The organism is Leptothrix cholodnii SP-6, from assembly GCF_000019785.1.
Taxonomy (GTDB): domain Bacteria; phylum Pseudomonadota; class Gammaproteobacteria; order Burkholderiales; family Burkholderiaceae_C; genus Sphaerotilus; species Sphaerotilus cholodnii.
On the sequence record NC_010524.1, the window covers coordinates 1,326,532 to 1,347,310 of the forward strand.

The 20,779-nt window shown below is 71.3% G+C and carries 23 protein-coding genes; 6 read left to right on the top strand and 17 right to left on the bottom strand.

The window, feature by feature from the left end:
- Positions 1 to 32: 32 nt before the first annotated feature.
- The 5 genes from LCHO_RS06180 to LCHO_RS06200 form a co-directional block, all read right to left on the bottom strand.
- A complete protein-coding gene (locus LCHO_RS06180) occupies positions 33 to 665 on the bottom strand; it encodes a nucleoside/nucleotide kinase family protein (RefSeq protein ID WP_012346269.1) in 633 nt (210 codons plus the stop codon).
- Positions 666 to 685: 20 nt separating this feature from the next.
- Positions 686 to 1,825, bottom strand: a complete 1,140-nt coding sequence (locus LCHO_RS06185; protein WP_012346270.1) for an acyl-CoA dehydrogenase family protein — start codon at positions 1,823 to 1,825, stop codon at positions 686 to 688.
- 13 nt (positions 1,826 to 1,838) lie between these two features.
- Positions 1,839 to 2,978: an acyl-CoA dehydrogenase family protein gene (locus LCHO_RS06190; RefSeq protein ID WP_012346271.1), complete on the bottom strand. Its 1,140-nt coding sequence runs from the start codon at positions 2,976 to 2,978 to the stop codon at positions 1,839 to 1,841.
- 138 nt (positions 2,979 to 3,116) lie between these two features.
- Complete coding sequence (locus LCHO_RS06195) at positions 3,117 to 3,812, bottom strand: retropepsin-like aspartic protease family protein (protein WP_012346272.1); 696 nt, start codon at positions 3,810 to 3,812, stop codon at positions 3,117 to 3,119.
- A gap of 102 nt (positions 3,813 to 3,914) precedes the next feature.
- The gene (locus LCHO_RS06200) at positions 3,915 to 4,403 is read right to left on the bottom strand and encodes a YajQ family cyclic di-GMP-binding protein (RefSeq protein WP_043704906.1); all 489 of its coding nucleotides are present in this window, start codon (positions 4,401 to 4,403) and stop codon (positions 3,915 to 3,917) included.
- 44 nt (positions 4,404 to 4,447) lie between these two features.
- On the opposite strand from LCHO_RS06200, the gene murB reads away from it, so the two are divergent.
- Positions 4,448 to 5,464 (top strand): UDP-N-acetylmuramate dehydrogenase, encoded by a 1,017-nt coding sequence (gene murB / locus LCHO_RS06205; RefSeq protein WP_043704907.1) that lies wholly within the window; start codon positions 4,448 to 4,450, stop codon positions 5,462 to 5,464.
- Between the two features lie 25 nt (positions 5,465 to 5,489).
- Here murB and LCHO_RS06210 read toward each other — a convergent pair whose 3' ends face one another.
- From LCHO_RS06210 to LCHO_RS06245, 9 genes are all read right to left on the bottom strand, one after another.
- Positions 5,490 to 6,719 carry a septal ring lytic transglycosylase RlpA family protein gene (locus tag LCHO_RS06210; RefSeq protein ID WP_012346275.1) on the bottom strand — a complete coding sequence of 410 codons (1,230 nt, stop codon included), beginning with the start codon at positions 6,717 to 6,719 and terminating at the stop codon, positions 5,490 to 5,492.
- A 25-nt stretch (positions 6,720 to 6,744) separates the two neighbouring features.
- Positions 6,745 to 7,839 (bottom strand): alkene reductase, encoded by a 1,095-nt coding sequence (locus LCHO_RS06215; protein ID WP_050757299.1) that lies wholly within the window; start codon positions 7,837 to 7,839, stop codon positions 6,745 to 6,747.
- A 65-nt stretch (positions 7,840 to 7,904) separates the two neighbouring features.
- On the bottom strand, positions 7,905 to 8,669 hold the full coding sequence (gene xth / locus LCHO_RS06220) for an exodeoxyribonuclease III (protein ID WP_012346277.1): 765 nt from the start codon (positions 8,667 to 8,669) through the stop codon (positions 7,905 to 7,907).
- 66 nt (positions 8,670 to 8,735) lie between these two features.
- Positions 8,736 to 9,098 carry a hypothetical protein gene (locus LCHO_RS06225; RefSeq protein WP_012346278.1) on the bottom strand — a complete coding sequence of 121 codons (363 nt, stop codon included), beginning with the start codon at positions 9,096 to 9,098 and terminating at the stop codon, positions 8,736 to 8,738.
- Positions 9,099 to 9,149: 51 nt separating this feature from the next.
- Positions 9,150 to 10,631 carry an FAD-binding domain-containing protein gene (locus LCHO_RS06230; protein WP_012346279.1) on the bottom strand — a complete coding sequence of 494 codons (1,482 nt, stop codon included), beginning with the start codon at positions 10,629 to 10,631 and terminating at the stop codon, positions 9,150 to 9,152.
- A gap of 31 nt (positions 10,632 to 10,662) precedes the next feature.
- Positions 10,663 to 11,925, bottom strand: coding sequence for an FAD-binding domain-containing protein (locus LCHO_RS06235; RefSeq protein ID WP_012346280.1), 1,263 nt, complete (start codon positions 11,923 to 11,925; stop codon positions 10,663 to 10,665).
- A 2-nt stretch (positions 11,926 to 11,927) separates the two neighbouring features.
- The gene (locus LCHO_RS06240; protein ID WP_012346281.1) at positions 11,928 to 13,469 is read right to left on the bottom strand and encodes a cryptochrome/photolyase family protein; all 1,542 of its coding nucleotides are present in this window, start codon (positions 13,467 to 13,469) and stop codon (positions 11,928 to 11,930) included.
- On the bottom strand, positions 13,462 to 13,629 hold the full coding sequence (locus LCHO_RS22665) for a DUF2256 domain-containing protein (RefSeq protein ID WP_012346282.1): 168 nt from the start codon (positions 13,627 to 13,629) through the stop codon (positions 13,462 to 13,464). The genes LCHO_RS06240 and LCHO_RS22665 overlap by 8 nt, the downstream gene beginning before the upstream one ends.
- 135 nt (positions 13,630 to 13,764) lie before the next feature.
- On the bottom strand, positions 13,765 to 14,403 hold the full coding sequence (locus LCHO_RS06245; protein WP_012346283.1) for a class I SAM-dependent methyltransferase: 639 nt from the start codon (positions 14,401 to 14,403) through the stop codon (positions 13,765 to 13,767).
- Positions 14,404 to 14,535: 132 nt separating this feature from the next.
- Here LCHO_RS06245 and LCHO_RS06250 point away from each other — a divergent pair, with 132 nt between their 5' ends.
- From LCHO_RS06250 to LCHO_RS06260, 3 genes are all read left to right on the top strand, one after another.
- A complete protein-coding gene (locus tag LCHO_RS06250; RefSeq protein ID WP_012346284.1) occupies positions 14,536 to 14,997 on the top strand; it encodes a rhodanese-like domain-containing protein in 462 nt (153 codons plus the stop codon).
- A 23-nt stretch (positions 14,998 to 15,020) separates the two neighbouring features.
- Positions 15,021 to 15,755, top strand: coding sequence for a Crp/Fnr family transcriptional regulator (locus tag LCHO_RS06255; protein ID WP_190274837.1), 735 nt, complete (start codon positions 15,021 to 15,023; stop codon positions 15,753 to 15,755).
- A gap of 72 nt (positions 15,756 to 15,827) precedes the next feature.
- Positions 15,828 to 16,331 (top strand): deoxyinosine 3'endonuclease, encoded by a 504-nt coding sequence (locus tag LCHO_RS06260; protein WP_012346286.1) that lies wholly within the window; start codon positions 15,828 to 15,830, stop codon positions 16,329 to 16,331.
- A gap of 37 nt (positions 16,332 to 16,368) precedes the next feature.
- On the opposite strand, the gene LCHO_RS06265 is transcribed toward LCHO_RS06260, so the two are convergent.
- Positions 16,369 to 16,935: a chorismate--pyruvate lyase family protein gene (locus tag LCHO_RS06265; protein ID WP_012346287.1), complete on the bottom strand. Its 567-nt coding sequence runs from the start codon at positions 16,933 to 16,935 to the stop codon at positions 16,369 to 16,371.
- 133 nt (positions 16,936 to 17,068) lie between these two features.
- Between LCHO_RS06265 and LCHO_RS06270 the strand changes: the two genes are divergently transcribed.
- Together LCHO_RS06270 and LCHO_RS06275 are read left to right on the top strand one after the other, a co-directional pair.
- Positions 17,069 to 18,076 (top strand): cation diffusion facilitator family transporter, encoded by a 1,008-nt coding sequence (locus tag LCHO_RS06270; RefSeq protein WP_012346288.1) that lies wholly within the window; start codon positions 17,069 to 17,071, stop codon positions 18,074 to 18,076.
- 297 nt (positions 18,077 to 18,373) lie between these two features.
- Positions 18,374 to 19,342: a porin gene (locus LCHO_RS06275; RefSeq protein ID WP_012346289.1), complete on the top strand. Its 969-nt coding sequence runs from the start codon at positions 18,374 to 18,376 to the stop codon at positions 19,340 to 19,342.
- Between the two features lie 32 nt (positions 19,343 to 19,374).
- Here the strand turns inward: LCHO_RS06275 and LCHO_RS06280 are convergent, their stop codons facing one another.
- Both LCHO_RS06280 and LCHO_RS06285 read right to left on the bottom strand, forming a co-directional pair.
- Positions 19,375 to 19,875 (bottom strand): dihydrofolate reductase, encoded by a 501-nt coding sequence (locus tag LCHO_RS06280; protein ID WP_012346290.1) that lies wholly within the window; start codon positions 19,873 to 19,875, stop codon positions 19,375 to 19,377.
- On the bottom strand, positions 19,872 to 20,720 hold the full coding sequence (locus LCHO_RS06285; protein ID WP_012346291.1) for a thymidylate synthase: 849 nt from the start codon (positions 20,718 to 20,720) through the stop codon (positions 19,872 to 19,874). Before LCHO_RS06285 ends, LCHO_RS06280 begins: the two co-directional genes overlap by 4 nt.
- Positions 20,721 to 20,779 lie beyond the last annotated feature (59 nt).

Sequence of the window (20,779 nt, forward strand, 5' to 3'; positions counted from 1 at the left end):
CGGATTATCCGCGCCCCCGGGCGGTGGCCGCTTCAGGCCGGCGGCCAGCGCACCTGGCGGTCGGCGCGCGCCTTGCCGGCAGCGATCAGCCGCGCGTTGGGCTCGTCGGTGCCGGCGATCCAGGCCGCAGCCGCCTCGGCGCTGCGGCCGTGGTGCATGTGGCGCGCCAGCAGCCAGGCGCCGCGGGCGGCCTCGTCGGTGTCGATGTACCAGACCTCGTCGAGCAGGCCGCGCACCTGCGCCCACGGGCCGTCGTCGAGCAGCAGGTAGTTGCCTTCGGTGACGATCAGCGGCGTGTCGGCGAACACGGGAATCGCGTTCGCGATCGGCTCCTCGATCTCGCGCCGGAACTCGGGCGCGTAGACCGTCTCGTCGGCGCGCTGCTCACGCAGGCGCCGCAGCAGCGCCACGTAGCCGGCCGAATCGAAGGTGTCGGGCGCGCCCTTGCGGTGGGCGCGGCCGAGGCGCTCGAGCTCACGTTGTGCGAGGTGGTAGCCGTCCATGGGCACCACCTGGGCCTGGCCGGGCAGGGCGGCCAGGATCGCCGCCGACAGCGTCGACTTGCCCGCGCCCGGCGGCCCGACCAGGCCGATCAGGCGGCGCTGGCCGTCGGCGAGCAGGGTGGCGAGGGCGTGGCGCAGGTCGTCGGGCAGGGGCGGGTTCATGGCGCTAGTTTGCCCCGATGTCAGGCGAACACGCCGGCGCTGTCCTGCAGGCCGGCGCTCAGGTCGCCGAGGTGATGCAGCGTGTCGCCCAGCGTCAGCTCGATGCAGGTCAGGCGCTTGAAGTGGTGGCTGGCGATGCAGTCGTCGGTGACGCCGATGGCGCCGTGCAGCTGCACGCACTGCTGGCCGACGAAACGCGCCGAGCGGCCGATCTGCAGCTTGGCCATCGACACCGCGCGCCGGCGCACCGCCGGCTCGTCGGCCAGCCGCAGCGTGGCGAGCCAGCTCATCGAGCGGGCCAGTTCGAGCTGCATGCGGGCGTCGGCGATGCGGTGGCGCAGGGCCTGGAAGCGCGCGATCGGCACGCCGAACTGGTGACGCGTGTTCAGGTGGTCGGCGGTCAGCGCGAGCAGCGCCGCCATCACGCCGACCGCCTCGGCGCACAGTGCGGCGAGGCCCACGTCCACCGCCTGCTCGAGCGCCGCCCAGGCCGCGCCGGGGCCGGCCAGCAGCGTGGCGGGGGTGTCGTGCAGCTGCAGCTCGGCGGCGCGGGCGCCGTCCTGCAGGCCGTGGCCCCGGCACTGCAGGCCGCCGGCGCGGCGTTCGACCAGGAACAGCGCCAGGCCGTCGGGTGCATCGACCGCACCGTGCACACGCGCCGACACCAGCAGCGCGTCGGCCTGGTCGCCCGCGGGCACCAGGCTCTTGCCGCCGTCGAGCAGCCACTGCGTGCCGACCGGCGCGGCCCGGGTCTCGACAAGGGCCAGCCGGTGGCGCGCGCCGCGCTCCTGGTGCGCCGGCACCACCAGCGCGTCGCCCGCCGCGATCGCCGGCAGCCAGCGCGATTGCAGCTCGGCGGGCGCGGCGGCCAGCAGCGCGGGCACCATCAGCGCGGCCGGTGCGTAGGGTTCGAGCAGCAGGCCGCGGCCGAGCTCCTCCATCACCAGCATCGCCTCGACCGCGCCCCAGCCGAGCCCGCCGTGGGCCTCGGGCACCGCCAGCGCGGTCAGGCCCAGGCCGGCGAGTTCGCCCCAGGCCTCGGCGCTGAAACCGCCGGCGGCGGCAATGGCGCGGTGGCGCTCGAAGCCGTAGGCCTTGTCGACCCAGCGCCGCACCGCCTCGCGCAGCTGCTGCTGGTCGTCGCTGAGATCGAAGTCCATCGCGGCTCTCCTGTCAGCCCAGCACGGCCTGCGCGACGATGTTGCGCTGCACCTCGTTGCTGCCGCCGTAGATCGTGGTCTTGCGCTGGTTGAAATAGCGCGACGCCGGCGCCTCGGGCCCGCACGGCAGGCCTTGCGGCCCGGCGGCGAGCATCGTCAGCTCGGCCAGGTGCTGCTGGATCTCGCTGGCGCGGATCTTCAGCAGCGCGGCGATGTCGAGCCCCGGGCCGCCGCCGCGCTCGGCGCACAGGGCGCGCAGCACCATCATCTCGAGCGCGACGATGTCGACCTCGAGCAGCGCGATGCGGTCGCGCCATCGGCTGTCGTCCCACAGGCCTTCGAGCCGGGCGATGCGCTTGAGGTGCTCGAGCCCGCGCTTGGCGCGCGGCACGTCGGCGATGTGGGTGCGCTCGTGCGCGAGCAGGTACTTGGCGCAGGCCCAGCCCTGGTTCTCGGCGCCGATGCGCTGGTCGAGCGGCACCTGCACGTCGTCGAAGAACACCTCGTTGACCTCGGCCTCGCCGTCGAGCAGGCGGATCGGCCGCACCGTCACGCCGGGGCTTTTCAGGTCGATCAGCAGGAAGCTGATGCCGGCCTGCGGCTTGCTGCCGTGGCCGGTGCGCACCAGGCAGAAGATCCAGTCGGCGTGCTGGGCCAGCGTGGTCCAGGTCTTCTGGCCGTTGACGCGGTAGTGCTCGGCCGCGCCGCTGCCGGCACGTTCGGCGCGGGTGCGCAGGCTGGCCAGGTCGGAGCCGGCGCCGGGCTCGCTGTAGCCCTGGCACCACCAGACGTCGCCGCTGGCGATGCCGGGCAGGAAGCGCTGCTGCTGCGCGGGCGTGCCGAAGGCCATCAGCACCGGCGCCAGCATCACCGGGCCGAACGGCAGCACCGGCGGCGCGTCGGCGCGGGCGCATTCCTCGTCGAACAGGTGGCGCTGCACGGCGCTCCAGCCCGGCCCGCCGAACGCCACCGGCCAGCCCGCGCCCAGCCAGCCCTGCGCGCCGAGGATGCGCGCCCAGCGCTGCAGGTCGTCGCGCGTCAGGCGCTGGCCGGCGCGCACCCGGGCGCTGAGCTCGTCCGGCAGGTGGCTCGCCAGCCAGGCGCGGATGTCGGCCCGGAAGGCCCGCTCCTCGGCGCTGAAGTTCAGGTCCATGTCCGGTCTCCTGCACGGTGCCGCGGGCCGGACATCCGGGCGGCACGTCAGGATTTTTAGCACGCGCGTTCGCCTCGGGGCGACCCCGCCGACGCCGGAATTCATCAGCGCAGATGACGCCTGCGCCGGGCTCGGCGCTCAGTAGCGCCGCTCCAGCACCATCTGGTCGCCGTCGCGCTGCATCCGGAAGCGGTTCAGGAAGCTGTTGCCCAGCAGCACCACCGGCAGGTCCTGCTGGCTGACGACGGTGTCGACCTGGTGCAGCTCGACGTCGCCGATGCGCACCCGGTCGATGCTGATGCGCCAGGCCGGCGCGATGCCGTTGGCGGTCTGCATCGTGATGCGCTTGCCGCCACGCCACGGCAGGCCCAGGCGCTCGGCCTCGCGCTGCGACATCGAGATCGCGGTGGCGCCGGTGTCGACCAGGAAGCGCACCGACACACCGCCGATGCTGCCGTGCACCTGGAAGTGCCCGTCGCTGCTGGCGCCCAGCACGATGCGCTGGCCGCTGTCGCGCGGGTTGCCCGCCGGGCCGGATGCCACGGCCGGCGCCACGCCCACGCTGGCCGGCTGTGCGCCCATGCGCAGGGTCAGCCGCTGGCCCTGCACCACGACGGTGGCGCTCTCGCCGTCGAGCATCAGCAGCTTGACGCCCTGCGCCGTCTCGCCCAGCGCCATCGTGCGCGGCTGGCCGTCGATCAGCAGCAGCGCGCGCTGGCCCATGCGCCCGGCCAGGCTGACGCTCTGGGCCTGCGCCGGGGCGCCCGTCAGCAGCAGCGTGAGCAGTGCGCCGGCGGCGGCGCTGCGGGCGAGCGCGCTCAGATCGTGTGACATGGGAGCCCGGACCGGGCGACAGGCAGTTTCATGGTGGGCTTCGCGAACTCGTGAAGCCTCACGATAACCGAGCGCCGCCGGCCGGCGCCGCCGTGCGCTGCGTCAGTCGCGGAAGTTGTTGAAGCTCAGCGGGTAGTCGCTGATTTCCTTCTTGATCAGCGCCATCGCGGCCTGCAGGTCGTCGCGCTTGGCGCCGGTCACGCGCACGGTGTCGCCCTGGATGCTGGCCTGCACCTTCATCTTGCTGTCCTTGATCGCCTTGCTGATCTTCTTGGCCACGTCGGCCTCGATGCCGGCCTTGACCAGCACCTTCTGCTTGAGCTTGTCGTGGCTCATCTTCTCGGGCTTGGCCTCGCGGTCGAGGAAGCGGATGTCGACGCCGCGCTTGGCCATCTTGCCGATCAGGATGTCGGTGACGTTGCCCAGCTGCAGGTCGTTGTCGGCGAACAGCGTCAGCTCCTTGTCCTTCTGCTCGATGCGGGCGTCGCTGCCCTTGAAGTCGAAGCGGGTGGCGATTTCCTTGTTGGATTGGTCGATGGCGTTTTTCACCTCGACCAGATTGGGTTCAAGCACGGTGTCGAAGCTGGGCATGGTGTCGTTCTCGATCATTCGATGGGATGGGCGAAAATTCTGCCATGCACATCGAACACGGCGTCAGCCTGCAAAGTTTCAACACCTTCGGGCTGCCCGCCGTGGCGCAGACGCTGGTGCGCATCCGCGGCGAGGCCGATGTCCGGCGGCTGGTCGATCACCCCAGGCTCGGCCGCGCGCCCAAGTTCGTGCTGGGCGGGGGCAGCAACGTGGTGCTGACGCGCGACGTCGATGCGGTGGTGCTGAAGGTCGAGGTGCCGGGTCTGCGGGTGGTCGACACCCGCGCCGACGCCGTCATCGTCGAGGCCGGCGCCGGCGAGTCGTGGCACGGCCTGGTGGCCTGGACGATCGGGCAGGGCCTGGGCGGGCTCGAGAACCTGGCGCTGATTCCCGGCACGGTGGGCGCCGCGCCGGTGCAGAACATCGGCGCCTACGGGCTCGAACTGGCCGATCGCTTCGAGTCGCTCGACTATGTCGACCTGGTGAGCGGGCGGCTGCTCACGATCGATCGCGCCACCTGCCGCTTCGGCTACCGAGATTCGGTCTTCAAGCAGGCCCTGGCCGACAAGTGCGTGATCACCCGGGTGCGCCTGCGCCTGCCGCGGCCGTGGCGGCCGGTGCTCGACTACATCGACCTGCAGCGCCGCATGGCCGACAGCGGCATCGGCGATCCGGGCCCGCAGCAGATCTTCGACTGGGTGGTCGAGGTGCGGCGCGCCAAGCTGCCCGACCCGGCCGTGATCGGCAACGCCGGCAGCTTCTTCAAGAACCCGATCGTCACGCCCGAGCAGTGCCGCGACATCATCGGCCGCGACCCGCATCTGGTGCACTACCCGATGGACGACGGCAACTTCAAGCTTGCCGCCGGCTGGCTGATCGACGCCTGCGGCTGGAAGGGCAAGACGGTGGGCGGCGCCGGCGTCTACGAGAAGCAGGCGCTGGTGCTGGTCAACCGCGGCGGCGCCCGCGGCGCCGAGGTGATGACGCTGGCGCGCGCGATCCAGGAGAGCGTCTACGGCCGCTTCGGCATCCGGCTCGAACCCGAGCCGGTGGTGCTCTGAACGCGCTGGGGCGACGACCGGCGGCTCAGCGCCGCTCGACCAGCATCGGCACCAGCTGCAGCTGGGTGCGCAGCCGCTGGCTGGCGGCCAGCGCCTCGTCTCGGCTCGGGAAGGGCCCGGCCTGCAGCTTGTGCAAGGCGCTTTCGCGGAACTGCGCCAGCAGCGGCGCCAGCCACTCGGCATCGCTCGCCACCTTGCGCTGGAACTGCGCCGCGCCTTCCGAGGCCTTGAACGCGCCCAGCTGCAGCCACCAGCCGCGTGCGGCCTGCGTGCCGGCGCGTTCGGTGGGCAGGATCGAGGTCACGGGCGCAGGGGCCGGCAGGGCCCTGGCGGACGCCTGGGACGGGGATGCGGGTGCGACATGCGGACCGTCGGCGCGCGGGCGCTCGGCGGCGGCGGTGGCCTGCGGCGCATCCAGGCGATCGCCCCATTCCGGCTCGCGCGCCGGTGTGGTGGCGGTCGGGGCCGGACGGGTCGCCGACGTGTCCTCCGGGCTGGCCGGCGCGGCCATGGGCGCCTCGGCCTGGAGGGCCTGCGCCAGCGTCAGCGTGGCGCGCTGGCCGGCCGACGGTGGCTCGTCGGTCGACATCTCGCGTCGCCAGGTGCCGTTGCGGATCGCCTCGTGGGTGATGCGCTCGACCTCGACCTCCGTCACGCCGCCGAGGATGCCGAGCTTGAGCGCGGCGGTATACGACACGTCGACCACCCGGTCGCGCTTGAACGGCCCGCGGTCGTTGATGCGCACGATCACCTCGCGGCCGTTGGCCGGATTGCGGATGCGCGCGTAGCTGGGGATCGGGAAGGTGCGGTGCGCCCCGGTCATCGCGTACATGTTGTAGACCTCGCCGCTGGCGGTGCGCCGGCCGTGGAACTTGCGGCCGTACCACGAGGCCAGGCCGCGTTCGAGCACCGGCTCGTCGCGTGTCATCGGCGTGTACTGTCGGCCGAGCACGGCGTACGGCTTGTTGGGGCCGCCGACCCGCAGCGCCTCGACCTTGGGCTCGGCGTCGGGCACCTTGTGCAGGTCGGGCGGCGGGTTGGCCTCGGGGCCGTCGCGCTCGGTGATCGGGGCCGGGCGGCTGGCGCGTTCGGCGGGGCTTTCCACCTTGGGCGCGCTGCCGCAGGCGGTCAGCAGGGCGGCGACCAGGGCCGGCGCCGCCCATCGCCAGGCGGGCCCGGCCACCGCTGCAGGGCGGCGGTTCAGGCCCGCGGGATGGGCGGGGCGGGTCGGTGACGGGCAGGCTGGGTACGACATGGGCGCGCATGTTCGCCCAGTTCGATCACCCCGCCGCCGACCAGGTCGGGTAATCCGTGTAACCGGCGGCACCGCCGCCGTAGAGCTTGTCGCCCTGCAGCGGGTTCCACGGATGGCCGCCACGCAGGCGCAGGCCGAGGTCGGGGTTGGCGATGAACGGGCGGCCGAACGCCACCAGGTCGGCGCGGCCCTCGGCCACCGCGGCTTCGGCCATCGCGGCGCTGTAGCCGTTGTTGACCATCCACGGCGCGCCGATGCGACGGCGCAGCTCGGCGTAGTCGAACGCGGCGATATCGCGCGCGCCGCCGGTCTGGCCCTCGACCACGTGCACGTACATCAGGCCCAGCGGCGCGAGCCTGTCGCCCACGGCGTTGAACAGCGCCTGCGGGTCGCTGTCGGGTGCGGCGTCGTTCGAGGGGGTGACGGGGCTCAGGCGAACCGCCGTGCGCGCCGCGCCGATCTCGGCCACCACCGCGTCCATCACCTCGCCGAGCAGGCGGATGCGGTTGGCGATCGAGCCGCCGTAGGCGTCGGTGCGGTCGTTGATGCTGTCGCGCAGGAACTGTTCGAGCAGGTAGCCGTTGGCGGCATGGATCTCGACGCCGTCGAAGCCCGCCTCGATCGCGCAGCGGGCGGCGTGGCGGTAGTCGTTCACCAGGCCGGGCAGTTCGTCGGTGCGCAGCGCACGCGGCGCCGAGACGTCGGCGAAACCGCTGGCGATGTAGGTCTTGGAGACGGCAGCGCGGGCGGTCGACGACACCGGCACTTCGCCCTCGGGCAGCAGCGACACGTGCGAGATGCGGCCCACGTGCCAGAGCTGGATCACGATTCGCCCGCCTTGCGCGTGTACCGCGTCGGTCACGCGGCGCCAGGCGGCGATCTGCTCGGGGCTGTAGATGCCCGGGGTGTCGAGATAGCCCTGGCCCATCGGGCTGATCTGGCTGGCCTCGGTGATGATCAGCGCCGCACCGGTGGCCGGATTGGCGCGCTGGCGGTAGTAGTCGACCATCAGGTCGTTGGGGACGCGCCCGACCGCGCGGTTGCGCGTCAGCGGGGCCATGGCGAGGCGGCTCGACAGCGTGAGGTTGCCGATCTGGATGGGGGTGTGCAGGAGGTTCATGGCCGGCATGATCGCCGCACTTCCAGCAACCGCAGCGCCGACAAGGGCGCCGGATTTGTGCTGCATCAGCCCAGCTCGACCCAGACCGGCGCGTGATCGCTCGGCCGCTCGTTCTTGCGCGGCGCCTTGTCGATCTGGCAGGCCGTGACCCGCGCCTTCAGCGCCTCGCCGACCAGCACGTGGTCGATGCGCAGGCCTTGGTTCTTGCGGAAGGCGAGGTTGCGGTAATCCCACCAGCTCCAGCTCTTGGGCGGCTGCTCGAACAGCCGGAAGGCGTCGACCAGCCCCAGCCCGACCAGTGCCTGAAAGTGCGCGCGCTCCTCGGGCGTGCAGTGGATCTGGCCGGCCCAGGCGACCGGATCGTAGACATCGCGGTCTTCGGGCGCGATGTTGAAGTCGCCCATCAGCACCAGTTGCGTATGCGCCGCCAGCTCGGTCTGCAGCCAGGCTTCGAGCGCCGTCAGCCAGCCCATCTTGTAGACGAACTTCTCGCTGTCGGGCGCCTGGCCGTTGGGGAAATAACCGCCGATCACACGCACGCCGTCGACCGTGCCGGCGATCACGCGCGCCTGCGGGTCGTCGAGCGCGGGGATGTTGCGCACCACGTCGACCGCCGGCGTGCGGCTCAGCAGCGCCACGCCGTTGTAGGTCTTCTGGCCGTGCCAGACGGCGTGGTAACCCGCGGCCAGCAGTTCGGCAGCGGGGAACTTGTCGTCGGTGAGCTTGGTTTCCTGCAGCACGAGTGCGTCGGGCTGCGCGCTGACCAGCCAGTCGAGCAGCTGAGGCAGGCGCACCGACAGGGAGTTGACGTTCCAGGTGGCGAGTTTCAAGTGGATCCCGGGTGGCTGATGTCTGTCGCCACCATCCTACAAGGCGGCAGCCCCGGCGGGTCGGGCTCAGGCTGGCCGGGCTGGCCGATCAGGCGCGTCGTCGTCATCGCTGGACGGCGGCATCGGGTAGGCGTCGGCCACGTAGGCGGGCCCTTTCATCACGCGGACGATGAAGCAGCCCAGGCCGAGCGTCAGCACCCAGGTCCAGTTCAGCACGATGACGCCCAGCATCGCGAAGTCCCACTGCAGCAGCGCGCCGTCGGCTGCGCCGGATGCGGGCGTGGCCGGTGCCAGCAGGTGGTTCAGGCCGGCCAGCAGCAGGGGCAGCAGCGTGCCCCACAGCAGCACGGCCGGCAGGCGTCGCCAGATGCGGTGCTCCAGCCCGGGGGCCGATCGGGTGAAGCCGGGCAGGCGGTTGAAGGCGGTCATGGGGGCTTTCGTCGGCGTCTGATCGAAGTGTGATCCGTGCGGGCCGGGTCGTCAGAACAACCGACCTTGCCCGTCGTCGGCTGCGCGGGTGCGTCGGGTCGGCCGGTTGCCCGATGGCGGCAGGCCGCTCTTGCGCGAGCCGTGCTTGTGCTGGATGGCGCCGGCTTCGTCATGGGCCTCGGGTGTCTGGCGCAGGCCGTAGAGCCGCTGCTTGGCGGCAGCCACCGCAGCGCGTTCGTCGACGATCGGCGCCGGGTAGGCGGCGCTGCCGAACTCGGGCACCCAGCGGCGGACGTACTCGCCCTGTGGATCGTGATCGAGCGCCTGCTTGGCCGGCGAGTAGATGCGCAGCGTGTTGATGCCGGTGGTGCCGGACTGCATCTGCATCTGGCTCCAGTGGATGCCGGGCTCGAAGTCGAGAAACTGGCGAGCGAGGAACAGCCCCGGCTCGCGCCAGTGCAGCCACAGGTGATAGGCCGCGAAGCTGACCAGCATCGCCCGCATGCGGAAGTTCAGCCAGCCGGTGGCGCGCAGCTGGCGCATGCAGGCGTCGACCATCGGGAAGCCGGTGCGGCCTTCGCACCAGGCCTGCAGGCGCTCGCGGTCGGCGGTCTGCAGCGCGCTGCCGTCGCCGGGTCGCAGGCCGTCGGCGCTGCGCGCGAAGTTGCGCCACTCGATCGCCGGCTCGTCCTCCAGCTTCTGCATGAAGTGGCAGTGCCAGCGCAGGCGGCCGGCGAAGCCGCGCAGGCTGTAGGCCAGTTCGCGGTCGCTGGTGGCGCGCAAGGTGGCCTCGGTGGCCTGGTGCAGCATGCGCAACGACAGCGTGCCGAAGGCGAGGTGTTCCGACAACCGGCTGCAGCCGGCTTCTGCCGCGAGCGGACTCGACAGATGGCGCCGATAGCCGAGCGCGCGGCCGCCGAGGAAGCTCTGCAGCATCTGCTGCGCCGCCGCCTCGCCGGCCGGTGGCGTGTCGGGCGCGGTGGCCACGCCCAGCTCGCGCAGCGTGGGCAGGTCGGCCGGCAGCGTAGATGGTGCGAAGCCCGGTGCGGCGCGCCAGCCCGCCGGCACGCGCACGCACGGCGCGTCCATGCGCTGCTGCCAGCGGCCGGCCCAGCCGCGGCGGTCTTTCAGGCGGCGGATCACGCCGGTCTGTGGCCACTCGGTCCAGGCCACGCCGTGCGCACGGCACCAGCGCGCCACGGCCCGGTCGCGCGCGTAGCTCCAGCCCGGGCCGGTCTCTTCGTGGCTGAACAGCCGCGTACAGGCGAATTCGCGCCGCAGCGCCGCCAGCACCTCGACCGCCTCGCCCGTGCGCACCAGCAGCGGCAGGCCGCGTGCGGCCAGCGCGTCGCGCAGGGGTGCCAGGCACTTGAGCAGCCAGGTGACGTGTCGCGGGTGGCACTCGGGGCTGTCCAGCCAGGCGGGTTCGATGATGAACAGCGCCAGCGCGGCGTCGCAGCGTGCGGCCTCGGCCAGCGGCGCGTGGTCGGTCACGCGCAGGTCGCGCTTGAACCAGACGACAGCGCGGCTCATGCGCGTTCCGGGCCTCGGCCGCGCGGCCGTGTCAGTCGCGGCTGCACAGCAGCTCCTCGGCATGGTGCAGACCGCGCGTGGCGCGGGTCCACCACTGCGAGAAGCTCTCGCAGCGCCGCGCCACCGGCGGGAACAGCGTCGGTGCCGCGTCCAGCTGCGCCACGGGCCGGAGCCAGCGCGTGAGGTGCGGGTCGTCGACGCTGCGCACGCGCGCCGCGCCCGCCAGCGCGTTGGCCAGGCCGGCGGCGTCGACGAACCAGCGTTGCGCAGTCACCGCAGCCATCGCCGTGTCGACCCAGCGCCAGCGTGACTCGGGCCAGGGCCAGGCCTGGTGGTGTTCGCGCAGGTACACGCCGATCCGCACGGCACCGTCGGGCAGGTCGGCCGGCGGCGCACGCAGCGCCCACGGGTGCACCAGCCAGACCTCGCGCCCGCGCAGCCGCTCGGCGCAGGCGGCATCGGGCACGCGCAGCCCCAGGCCGGCGGGTGGTGCGGCGAGCAGCGGCGGCTCGGGCGTGGCGGCTGTCTCGGCCATCGGCGCACGGGAGGCCGGGCCGGGGGCGGCTGTCGGCGTGGCGCTGCGGGCGATGCGGTCCAGCGCCTCGTAGGACTGGTCGATCACGGTGCCGGCGCTGTGCCAGTGGGCGGGCGCGTAGCACGCCACGTTGTCGGCGTTGAAGAGATACGGCTTGTGGCTGCCGGTTCCGGCCACCCACTGCCAGCTGAGGTGGTTGCTGGCCAGATCGCCGTCGAGCAGGTGCGCCACCAGCCAGTCGGCGCCCGCGCGCCAGTGCACGTGACGCAGGTGCACCACGTAGCTGGCCAGCCACATGCGGGCGTGGTTGTGCAGCGTGCCGGTCGCGTAGAGCGTGCGCACCGCCTCGTCGATGACCGGCACGCCGGTGCGCGCCTGGCGGATGTCGGCCGGCAGCACCGGCGCGCAGGTTTCATCCGGGCGCGGGCCGGTGTGCAGCGACTGCAGGATGGCGTCGCCCGCGTGGCCCCAGGCATGGCGGAAGAACTCGCGCCAGCCCAGCTCGAACACCAGCTTGTGCCGCACCTCCAGCCGCTCGCGCTGCAGCACGCCGGCCAGCACCTCGGGCAGCGTGATCAGGCCGTGCGTCAGGTAGGGTGACAGGCCCGTCACCGCGCCGTCGAGGTGGTTGCGGGTGCGCGCGTAGGCGGCGGGCCGCACGCGGGCGATGCGCGCCAACGCCGCGCTGCGCGTCGGGGGCAGCGTGTCGGCCCAGGGCGCCGGGCTGTCTTCGAGTCGGTGGTCCAGCAGGTCGGACATGTTCAGCGCACCTCGCCGCGGCGGATCGCAGACGCGCGTTCTCGGATCGCCTGCTTCTGGCCGTCGTTCAGGCGCGCCACGTTCTTCACCTGCAGCGCCATGCGCGGATTGCCGGCCAGCGCGGCCTCGTGCTTCATCAGGAAGTCCCAGTACAGCGTGGTGAACGGGCAGGCCGCGTCGCCGCTGCGCTGCGCGGGGTCGTAGCGGCAGCCCTTGCAGTAGGGGCTCATGCGCTGGATGTACTTGCCGGTGGCCACGTAGGGCTTGCTGGCCATCAGGCCGCCGTCGGCGTACTGGCTCATGCCCAGCGTGTTGGGCAGCTCGACCCATTCGACCGCATCGACGTAGACCGCCAGATACCAGGCATGCACCTGCTGCGGCTGCACGCCGTACATCAGCGCGAACAGGCCGGTGACCATCAGGCGCTGGATGTGGTGGGCGTAGCCGTGCTGCAGCGTCTGCCCGATCGCATCGCGCAGGCAGGCCATGTCGGTGGCGCCGGTCCAGTACCAGGCCGGCAGGTCTTCCTGTGCGTCCAGCGTGTTGAGCTCGGCGTAGCCGGGCATTCGGGTCCAGTAGATGCCGCGCACGTACTCGCGCCAGCCCAGGATCTGGCGCACGAAACCTTCCACGCTGGCCAGCGGCGCCGCGCCCGCGCGGTAGGCGGCGACGGCCGCGTCGACCACCTCGCGCGGGTTCAGCAGCTTCAGGTTCAGTGCCGCCGACAGGTGCGCGTGATGCAGCCAGGGCTCGCCGGGCCACATCGCGTCCTGGTAGCGGCCGAACAGCGGCAGGCGCTCGGTGACGAAACGCTGCAGCGCGACGAGCGCCTGTTCGCGCGACACCGGCCAGGCGAAGTCGTCCAGCCGGCCGGGGTGGTCGGCCAAGCGCGCCTCGACCAGCGCGATCACCTCGCGTGTCATGGCATCGGGCTCGAACACCGCCCGCGGTGGCACGCTGCCCGGACCGGCGGCGCCAAACGCCTCGCGGTTGTCGGCGTCGAAGTTCCACTGGCCGCCTTCGGGCTGCTCGCCTTGCATCAGCACGCCGTGGCGCTTGCGCATTTCGCGATAGAAATATTCCATGCGCAGCGACTTGCGGCCGCGCGCATGCGCCGCGAACTCGCGCACGCTGCCATAGAAATGGCGGTCCTCGCGGATCTCCAGCGGCAGGCCGTGTGCCTGCGCCACATCCTTGATCGCCTGCAGCACGCGCCAGTCGCCCGGTGCAGTCATCACCAGCCGGGCCGGGCGCAGGCGCTCGATGTCGGCCTGCAGTTGCGCGGCCAGGCTGCCTTGGTTGGTCGGGTCGTCCAGCCGCATGGGGTGCAAGGGCCGGCCGGCGGCACGCAGCGCCTGCGCGAAGTGGCGCATCGCGGCCAGGAACATCACGCTGCGTGGCTTGCTCGACCACACATGGGTCGATTCCTCGGCCACCTCGGCCATCCAGACCGCGTCGTGTGCGGCGTCGAAACCGTCGAACGCGGCGGCTTCCAGGTCGAGCTGATCGCCCAGCACGAGAACGAGATTGCGCAACTCAGCCACGGGCAGCCCTGGCGCGCCGGCAGGCGTCGGAGCAGAACTTCACCTCGTCCCAGGTGCGGGCCCAGCGGCGGCGCCAGCTCATCGGCCGGCCGCAGGCCACGCAGGGCTTGCTGGGCAGGGCCGCCTTGTTGCCGCGGAATGCGGGGGTGGGTGGCGTCATCGGCAATGCGCTCGGGCAGCGGGGCTTGATCGGCCGTCGATGGTAGCCAGACAGGATTCAATGGCGATTCATCTTGATAGAGGTCATCAAGATCGCTGCGAGAATGCGATTCAAATCCGACTCAGCAAGGCTGATTCATTGACGACGTCGGGCGACCAGGCCGATGAGGGCCGACCGTCCGCGGTGGCCGGTGCCCTCGGCCACTTCGGCGTCGTACTCGCGCAGCGTGAGCAGGTCCATCTCCGCGAAGGCTTCGCGCAGCATGGCTTCGGTGTACAGGTGCGACGCCAGAGGCGGCCCGCCGGTCCGGTACACGAGCTGCCTGGGTGTGTAGCCCAGCAGCACCAGAACGCCGCCGGGCTTCAGGCTGGCCGCCATGTTCGCGAACAGGCGCGCGCGCAGCGCCGGGTCGGCGAACTGCACGAAGATCGCGGCCACGCCGTCGTAGGTGGCCTGCGGCCACGGGAAACCGTCGCAGTCGGCCACCGTGAAGTCGACTGCCACGCCCCGGCTGGCGGCGAGTCGGCGGGCCTTGGCCACGCCGATTTCGGCGATGTCGAAGGCGTCGACCTGCAGGCCTTGCCCGGCAAGCCAGACGCTGTTGCGCCCCTCGCCGTCGGCCACGCTCAGGATCCGCTGCCCGGCCCGCCAGTGGTGAGCCTGTTCGCGCAGCCACTCGTTGGGCTCGATGCCGAACAGGTAGTCGTCCTGGTCGAAGCGGCGGTTCCAGGTGCCCGCCGGATCCTCGAACGAAGGGGTTGGATTCTGTGACATCGATGGGCCGCGGAGGGTTAATTTATCTTCATATAATTGTATTCAGCTTGATTGATATGAGCCGCCCGGTTCACGCGACACGGCTCGGCGCCGACCCTGGCGTTCGTGAACGGCCCTTCTTTGAACTCGCTCATGCGCACCGATTCCCCGATCGTCGAACCGTCATCCCTTCGCCGTGTTTCCCGGCGTCGTCTTGCGTGGCTGGTCCTGGCCACGGCCGCGCTGGGCGTGGCGGGCTGTGGCGAGGCCGGCGCATCGGCCGACGCCGTCAGCCTGGACTTCGCACGCGCCGAGCACGAGAGCGGGCGCGCCGTCCTGATCGACATCCGCGAGCCCGACGAGCACGCCACCGGCGTGGCCGCAGGGGCGCGGTTGTTGCCGATGCGGCAACTGGGTCGGCGGTTGGCCGAGATACCGGCCGACCCCGCCCAGCCGGTGCTGCTGATCTGCAATACGCAGAACCGGTCGAGCGCGACGCTGCGTGCGCTGCGCGAGCGCGGCTACGGGCATGTGCGCTACGTGCAGGGCGGCATGAGCGAATGGGCCCGTCGCGGCTGGCCGATGGTCAGGCCGGCCGGCCGATCCGGCGACTGAGCCCGCAGGGCGGAATGCTGCGCATGACCGGGATCGCGATCTACCGCCAGGACGATCGCCATCCCCAGGCGCAGGCCTGCGCGGCCTGCGAGGTGCGCAGCTCGGCGCTGTTCGGTGCGCTCGACGATGCCGGCCTCGACCGCATCCACACCCACATCGCCAGCCTGACGTTCGATCCCGATGCCACCGTCTACGACCGCGGCACCGCGGGGCTCGCGGTCTACACCGTCCGTGCCGGGCTGGTCCGTTTCGAGCGCACCACCGAGCGCGGCGACCGGCGCATCGTCCGGCTGGCCGGTCGCGGCGACCTGATCGGCCAGGAGGCCCTGCTGCAGCGGCCCTATGCCGACGAGGCGGTGGCGTGCACGCCGGTGCAGCTGTGCCGTATCCCGCGCACGCTCATCGACGAGCTGGCGCGGGGCGAGGGCACGCTGCCCCGTGAACTGATGTTGCGATGGCAGGTGGCACTCGATGCCGCCGAGACCTGGGTCGCCGACCTGTCGACAGGTCCGGCGCGCCGGCGCCTGCTGCGCCTGCTGCTGCGGCTGTCCGAGCATGCCGACCCGGGCGGCCAGATCTGGATGCCGCGCCGCGAGGAGATCGGCGCCATGCTCGACATGACGGTGGAAACCGCCAGCCGCCTGATCAGCGCGTTGCGGCGCGAAGGCGTGCTCGAGCTGGCGCGCTCGCGCAGCCGCAGTGCCCGGCTGGATGCAGCCGCGTTGCAGAAGGCCTTGCGCGCCGAGGATTCGGCCTGAGCCCCGGCCCTGCGGTTCACGCTGGGTGTACGGTTGCGCGCCGGTCGACCGGCCGCTCACACAAGGATCCCGATGAAACTGGCCGTTGATGTGCATTTCGACGCCGAGGGCGCCGTCGCCGCCGCCGTCGCCTTCGACGAATGGGCTGCGCCCGAAGCGTCCCGGACGTACACCTCCCGCATCGCCCACGTCGACAAGGCGGTGCGCGGCGAGCTCGATCTTCGCGCGCTGCCGTGTCTGCTGCAGCTGCTGCGCGAGCATGCGCTCGAACCCGAGCTCGTCCTGATCGACGGATTCGTCCACCTCGACGCGCAGGAAACGCCCGGGCTGGGGCGCCACCTGTACCAGGCCCTCGGTGGCCGCACCGCCGTCATCGGCGTCTCGAAGACGGCTCGGCCGGGCCTGTCGGCGCAGTTCGAGGTGGCGCGCGAAGAAGAGGCCCGGCCGGTGATCGTGACCTGCGTCGGTGTCGACATCGGTGCCGCCAAGGCCCGGCTGCGCGCCATGCACGGCAAACGCCGCGTCCCGACGCTGCTCAAGCAGGTCGCTCGCATCGCCAAGGGCGCGGCGTCCTGAGCCCTGGCGTTGCCCGGTTGCGCCCTCGACGCGTTGCTCAAGCCTGGCGAGCGGGCGCCATCCGCATGCCGCGCCGGAAGGTCTCGGTGATCAGCATGCACGGGCCTTCGGGCGTGGTGATGCAGTAGCTGCGCGTGGCGCCGGCGTCAGGCAGCCCGACCACGCCCCACAGCCGTTCGCACAGCGCGGGCGGCGGGGCGTCGAAGAACGCGCGGCGCACCCACATGCGCGCCAGCAGGTGGCCGATCGGGGTCACGCCTTCCTCGAGCTCGCGCCGCACGTCGGCGGCCAGGCCGTCGAGCGCGATGTACGACAGGTTGTCCATCATCACCTCGCCGTGCGCGTGCAGGCAGGTGATGCGCTCGATGAAGCGCGATCCGGGCAGCCGCTCGCCGACCTCGGCCGGTACCCGTCCGACGATCTGCTGATCCAGCAGTTGCAGCGCGACGGCGCCGGCGGCAACCACCTCGCACAGCCGGGTGGCCGAGCCGTCCTGCGCCAGCAGCAGCTGCAGCTCGCGCTGCGCGAACGCGGCCACCGCCGGGCCATCGGCCGGGGTGTGGAAGGGTTGACGCAGCAGCGCCGGATGAGCAGTGGCAGACATGATCGAACGTCGGGTGAGTCGCCGCCGCGTGGCCCGGCCACGCGGCTGACCGGCCGCACTGTAGCGGCTGCCCGCGCCCGATTGCCACGTCCGTCCGACCACCTGCTGCCGAGGCCGGGAACAGAATACGCGCATGCACGATCACTCCGGACATGACCATCCCGCCCACGGCTTGAAGGCCTCCGACGCGCATGGACACCGGCATGCGCACGGGCACGCACACAGCCACGCGCCGGCCGACTTCAACACCGCCTTCGCGATCGGCATCGCGCTCAACATCGCCTTCGTCGCGATCGAGGCCTTCTACGGCTGGAAGATCAACTCGCTGGCGCTGCTGGCCGACGCCGGCCACAACCTGAGCGACGTCGCCGGCCTGGTGCTGGCCTGGGGCGGCGCGCTGGCCGGCCGGCTGCGGCCCGACGCGCGCCACACCTACGGCTGGAAGCGGGCTTCCATCCTGGCCGCGTTTGCCAACGCGCTGCTGCTGCTGGTGGCGATGGGGTCGCTGGCCTGGGAGGCGGCGCAGCGCCTGCAGTCGCCCGAGGCCACCGAGGGCTGGACCCTCATCGCGGTGGCCGGCGTGGGCATCGTCGTCAACGCCGCCACCGCTGCGCTGTTCATGCGCGGGCGCGAGGACGATCTCAACATCCGCGGCGCCTTCCTGCACATGGCCGCCGATGCGCTGGTGTCGCTGGGCGTGGTGATCGGCGGCGCGCTCTACCTGTGGCAGGGCTGGGCCTGGATCGACCCGGTGATGAGCCTGGCGATCGCCGCGGTGATCGTGCTGGGCACCTGGGGCCTGTTGCGCCAGTCGCTGCACCTGCTGTTCGACGGCGTGCCCGAGCACATCGACCTGCACGCGGTGCGCGAGCTGCTGCTGGGCCTGCCGGGCGTGAGCGAGGTCCACGACCTGCATGTCTGGGCGATGGGTACCTCGCAGAACGCGCTGACCGCGCACCTGGTGCTGACCGAGTCGAGCGGCGAGCCGGGCCAGGCGCCGGCCGCCGACCCGGTCCTCGTGCTGTGCCGGGCCGAACGGGCGCTGCACACGCACTTCGAGATCCGCCACGTCACGCTGCAGCTCGAGCCGCCGGCGTATGCACGGCAATGCCGGTTGCGAGGCGACGCCGGCTGCGCCTGAGCGCCGGCCGCTCCCGACCCGCCGTCGTCCCCCGAGGCGGGCCACTACCCGAGTCCGATCCCCGTGTCCACCGCGCCACGCAGCTGACTGCGTGAGCGTGGCTGTTTCGCTCTGATCTGAATCAAGGTATACAATATTCCAAGCATTGACGAGGTTGCTGTCGGCAACAGCGAATCTCCCTCGGGAGAGTTCAGTGTTTGCTCAAGAAGACGAATGACACGGTATACATTGTTCCAAAAATCAGTCCCAGGTTCCCGTTCCTCGCCCTGACTCACTCACCAACCGAAGCACGCCCTCATGAACTTCCGCACTGCCTTTGCCCTGACCCTCGGCGCTGTCGCGCTGCTGCCGCTGGCGGCTCACGCCCAGTCATCGTTCAACCTTTCCGGCCGGGTCGACCTGGGCCTGCGCCACGACTCGGCCATCGATGCCGCCACCGGCAGCAAGATCGGCACCCGGATGGCTTCGGGCACCAACAGCAACATCGCGCTGACGGGCACCGAAGACCTGGGCGGCGGCATGGCCGCCTTCTTCAACGTCGAGCATCGCTTCAACGCGAGCAACGGCGCGGTATCCGATCCGGCGTCGTTCTGGAACGAGATCTCGGTGGTCGGCCTGCGCGGCTCGATGGGCTCGGTGCAGCTCGGCCGCCAGGACGGCCCGATCTTCTACGGCCTGTCACCCGATGCGTTCTACGGCGACTACGTCGGTGGCCGCGGTGAACGCAAGGCCGGCGCCGACGACAAGTTCAACAACGGCGTGCTGTACATGAGCCCGACCGTCAACGGCCTGCAGCTGATCCTGGGTGCCACGGTCGACAAGGGCGCGCCGATCGGCGGCCTGCAGCCCGACCGCGCCCGTGCCGGCGCGCTGCGCTACTCGAACGGCGCCTTCACGGCGTCGACCGCATTGGCCAAGCGCTTCAACGGCGACACCGCCTACGGCGTGGGCAGCACCTACAACTTCGGTGTGGCGACGCTGCTGTTCGTGGCCGGTCGCAACGACGGCGAGGGCATCGTCGGCCTGTCCGACGGCAAGCGCACGACGCTCGACATCGGCACCATCGTGCCGGTCAGCGCCCAGGGTTCGGTGCGCGCCAAGTACAACACCGACAAGCGCGGCGCCTCGACCACCCGCAACCTCGGCCTGGGCTACCTGCACGACCTGAGCAAGCGCACCAACCTGTACGTGACCGGCAGCCAGACCAAGGTGACCGGCGCCAGCGCCACCGAGGCGATGGACATGGGCATCGTCCACCGCTTCTGATGTGCCGGCCCTGATCGCCCGGGTGTCGGGAGTCAGGGCTTTTTGCGATGGTGCACGCGTTCGTAGCCGATGGCATCACTGCCATCGGCTGCGTGCGTTTCGCGGGACAGCACCTCGAAGGCACTGCGGTCCCAGTGCGGGAAAAACACGTCGCCGTCGACCGCCCGGTCGATCTCGGTGAGGATGATCTCGTCGGCCAGCGGCAGCGCCAGCCGGTACAGCTCGCCGCCGCCGATGACGAACAGCGTGGGCACATCGCCCAGCTGATCGAGCGCCTGCGCCAGGCTGTGCACGACGGTGGCGCCCTCGGCGCGCCAGTCCGGATTGCGCGTCAGCACGAGGTTGTGGCGCCCGGGCAGCGGGCGGAACTTCGCCGGCAGCGAGTCCCAGTTGCGCCGGCCCATCAGCACCGGATGTCCCATCGTCGTGCGGCGGAAGAACTGCAGGTCTTCCGGCAGGCGCCAGGGCAGGTCGTTGTCACGGCCGATCACGCCGTTGCGCGCCACGGCGGCGATCAGCACGATGCGCGTCATACCGCCACCGGCGCCTTGATGGCCGGGTGGTGCTGGTAGTCGAGCACCTCGAAGTCGTCGCAGGCGTAGTCGAAGATCGATGCCGGCCGGCGCTTGATGTGCAGCGTCGGATACGCGAAGGGCGTGCGCGCCAGCTGGGTCTCGACCTGCGTGGTGTGGTTGTCGTAGAGGTGGCAGTCGCCGCCGGTCCAGATGAAGTCGCCCACGTCGAGGTCGCATTGCTGCGCCAGCATGTGGGTCAGCAGCGCGTAGCTGGCGATGTTGAACGGCACGCCCAGGAAGATGTCCGCGCTGCGCTGGTAGAGCTGGCAGCTGAGCTTGCCGCGGCCGCCTTCGTGCGTGGCCGGCGCGACGTAGAACTGGAACAGCGCGTGGCAGGGCATCAGCGCCATCTGCGGCAGCTCGGCCACGTTCCAGGCGCTGACGATGATGCGGCGCGAATCGGGGTTGCTGCGCAGCTGCTGCACCACCTCGGCGATCTGGTCGATGTGGCCGCCGTCGGCGGTCGGCCAGCTGCGCCATTGCACGCCGTAGACCGGCCCGAGATCACCGTCGTCACGCGCCCATTCGTCCCAGATGGTGCAGCCGCGCTCCTGCAGCCAGCGCACGTTGCGCTCGCCGCGCAAAAACCACAGCAGCTCCAGGATGATCGACTTCAGGTGCACCTTCTTGGTCGTCACCAGCGGGAAACCTTCGCTGAGATCGAAGCGCATCTGGTGGCCGAACAGGCTGCGCGTGCCGGTGCCGGTGCGGTCGCCCTTGGCCACGCCGGTGGTGTGCACCAGGCGCATCAGGTCTTCGAACTGGGAGCGCACGGGGCGCTGGAAACTCGCTTCGGTGGACATGGCCGGACAGCTGGTGCCGCGCGTTGCGGCTGCGCCGCGGAGCAGCGGATTCTAGGCGG

Bases quoted from the DNA above. Each gene is read 5' to 3' on its own strand.
- LCHO_RS06210 (WP_012346275.1), bottom strand. From the start codon at position 6,719: ATGTCGTACCCAGCCTGCCCGTCACCGACCCGCCCCGCCCATCCCGCG.
- LCHO_RS22665 (WP_012346282.1), bottom strand. From the start codon at position 13,629: ATGACGCCACCCACCCCCGCATTCCGCGGCAACAAGGCGGCCCTGCCC.
- LCHO_RS06270 (WP_012346288.1), top strand. From the start codon at position 17,069: ATGCACGATCACTCCGGACATGACCATCCCGCCCACGGCTTGAAGGCC.
- LCHO_RS06185 (WP_012346270.1), bottom strand. From the start codon at position 1,825: ATGGACTTCGATCTCAGCGACGACCAGCAGCAGCTGCGCGAGGCGGTG.
- LCHO_RS06200 (WP_043704906.1), bottom strand. From the start codon at position 4,403: ATGCCCAGCTTCGACACCGTGCTTGAACCCAATCTGGTCGAGGTGAAA.
- LCHO_RS06265 (WP_012346287.1), bottom strand. From the start codon at position 16,935: ATGTCTGCCACTGCTCATCCGGCGCTGCTGCGTCAACCCTTCCACACC.
- LCHO_RS06280 (WP_012346290.1), bottom strand. From the start codon at position 19,875: ATGACGCGCATCGTGCTGATCGCCGCCGTGGCGCGCAACGGCGTGATC.
- LCHO_RS06260 (WP_012346286.1), top strand. From the start codon at position 15,828: ATGAAACTGGCCGTTGATGTGCATTTCGACGCCGAGGGCGCCGTCGCC.
- LCHO_RS06195 (WP_012346272.1), bottom strand. From the start codon at position 3,812: ATGTCACACGATCTGAGCGCGCTCGCCCGCAGCGCCGCCGCCGGCGCA.
- LCHO_RS06255 (WP_190274837.1), top strand. From the start codon at position 15,021: ATGACCGGGATCGCGATCTACCGCCAGGACGATCGCCATCCCCAGGCG.
- LCHO_RS06180 (WP_012346269.1), bottom strand. From the start codon at position 665: ATGAACCCGCCCCTGCCCGACGACCTGCGCCACGCCCTCGCCACCCTG.
- LCHO_RS06225 (WP_012346278.1), bottom strand. From the start codon at position 9,098: ATGACCGCCTTCAACCGCCTGCCCGGCTTCACCCGATCGGCCCCCGGG.
- LCHO_RS06190 (WP_012346271.1), bottom strand. From the start codon at position 2,978: ATGGACCTGAACTTCAGCGCCGAGGAGCGGGCCTTCCGGGCCGACATC.
- LCHO_RS06245 (WP_012346283.1), bottom strand. From the start codon at position 14,403: ATGTCACAGAATCCAACCCCTTCGTTCGAGGATCCGGCGGGCACCTGG.
- LCHO_RS06230 (WP_012346279.1), bottom strand. From the start codon at position 10,631: ATGAGCCGCGCTGTCGTCTGGTTCAAGCGCGACCTGCGCGTGACCGAC.
- LCHO_RS06250 (WP_012346284.1), top strand. From the start codon at position 14,536: ATGCGCACCGATTCCCCGATCGTCGAACCGTCATCCCTTCGCCGTGTT.
- murB (WP_043704907.1), top strand. From the start codon at position 4,448: ATGCACATCGAACACGGCGTCAGCCTGCAAAGTTTCAACACCTTCGGG.
- LCHO_RS06275 (WP_012346289.1), top strand. From the start codon at position 18,374: ATGAACTTCCGCACTGCCTTTGCCCTGACCCTCGGCGCTGTCGCGCTG.
- LCHO_RS06235 (WP_012346280.1), bottom strand. From the start codon at position 11,925: ATGTCCGACCTGCTGGACCACCGACTCGAAGACAGCCCGGCGCCCTGG.
- LCHO_RS06215 (WP_050757299.1), bottom strand. From the start codon at position 7,839: ATGAACCTCCTGCACACCCCCATCCAGATCGGCAACCTCACGCTGTCG.
- LCHO_RS06285 (WP_012346291.1), bottom strand. From the start codon at position 20,720: ATGTCCACCGAAGCGAGTTTCCAGCGCCCCGTGCGCTCCCAGTTCGAA.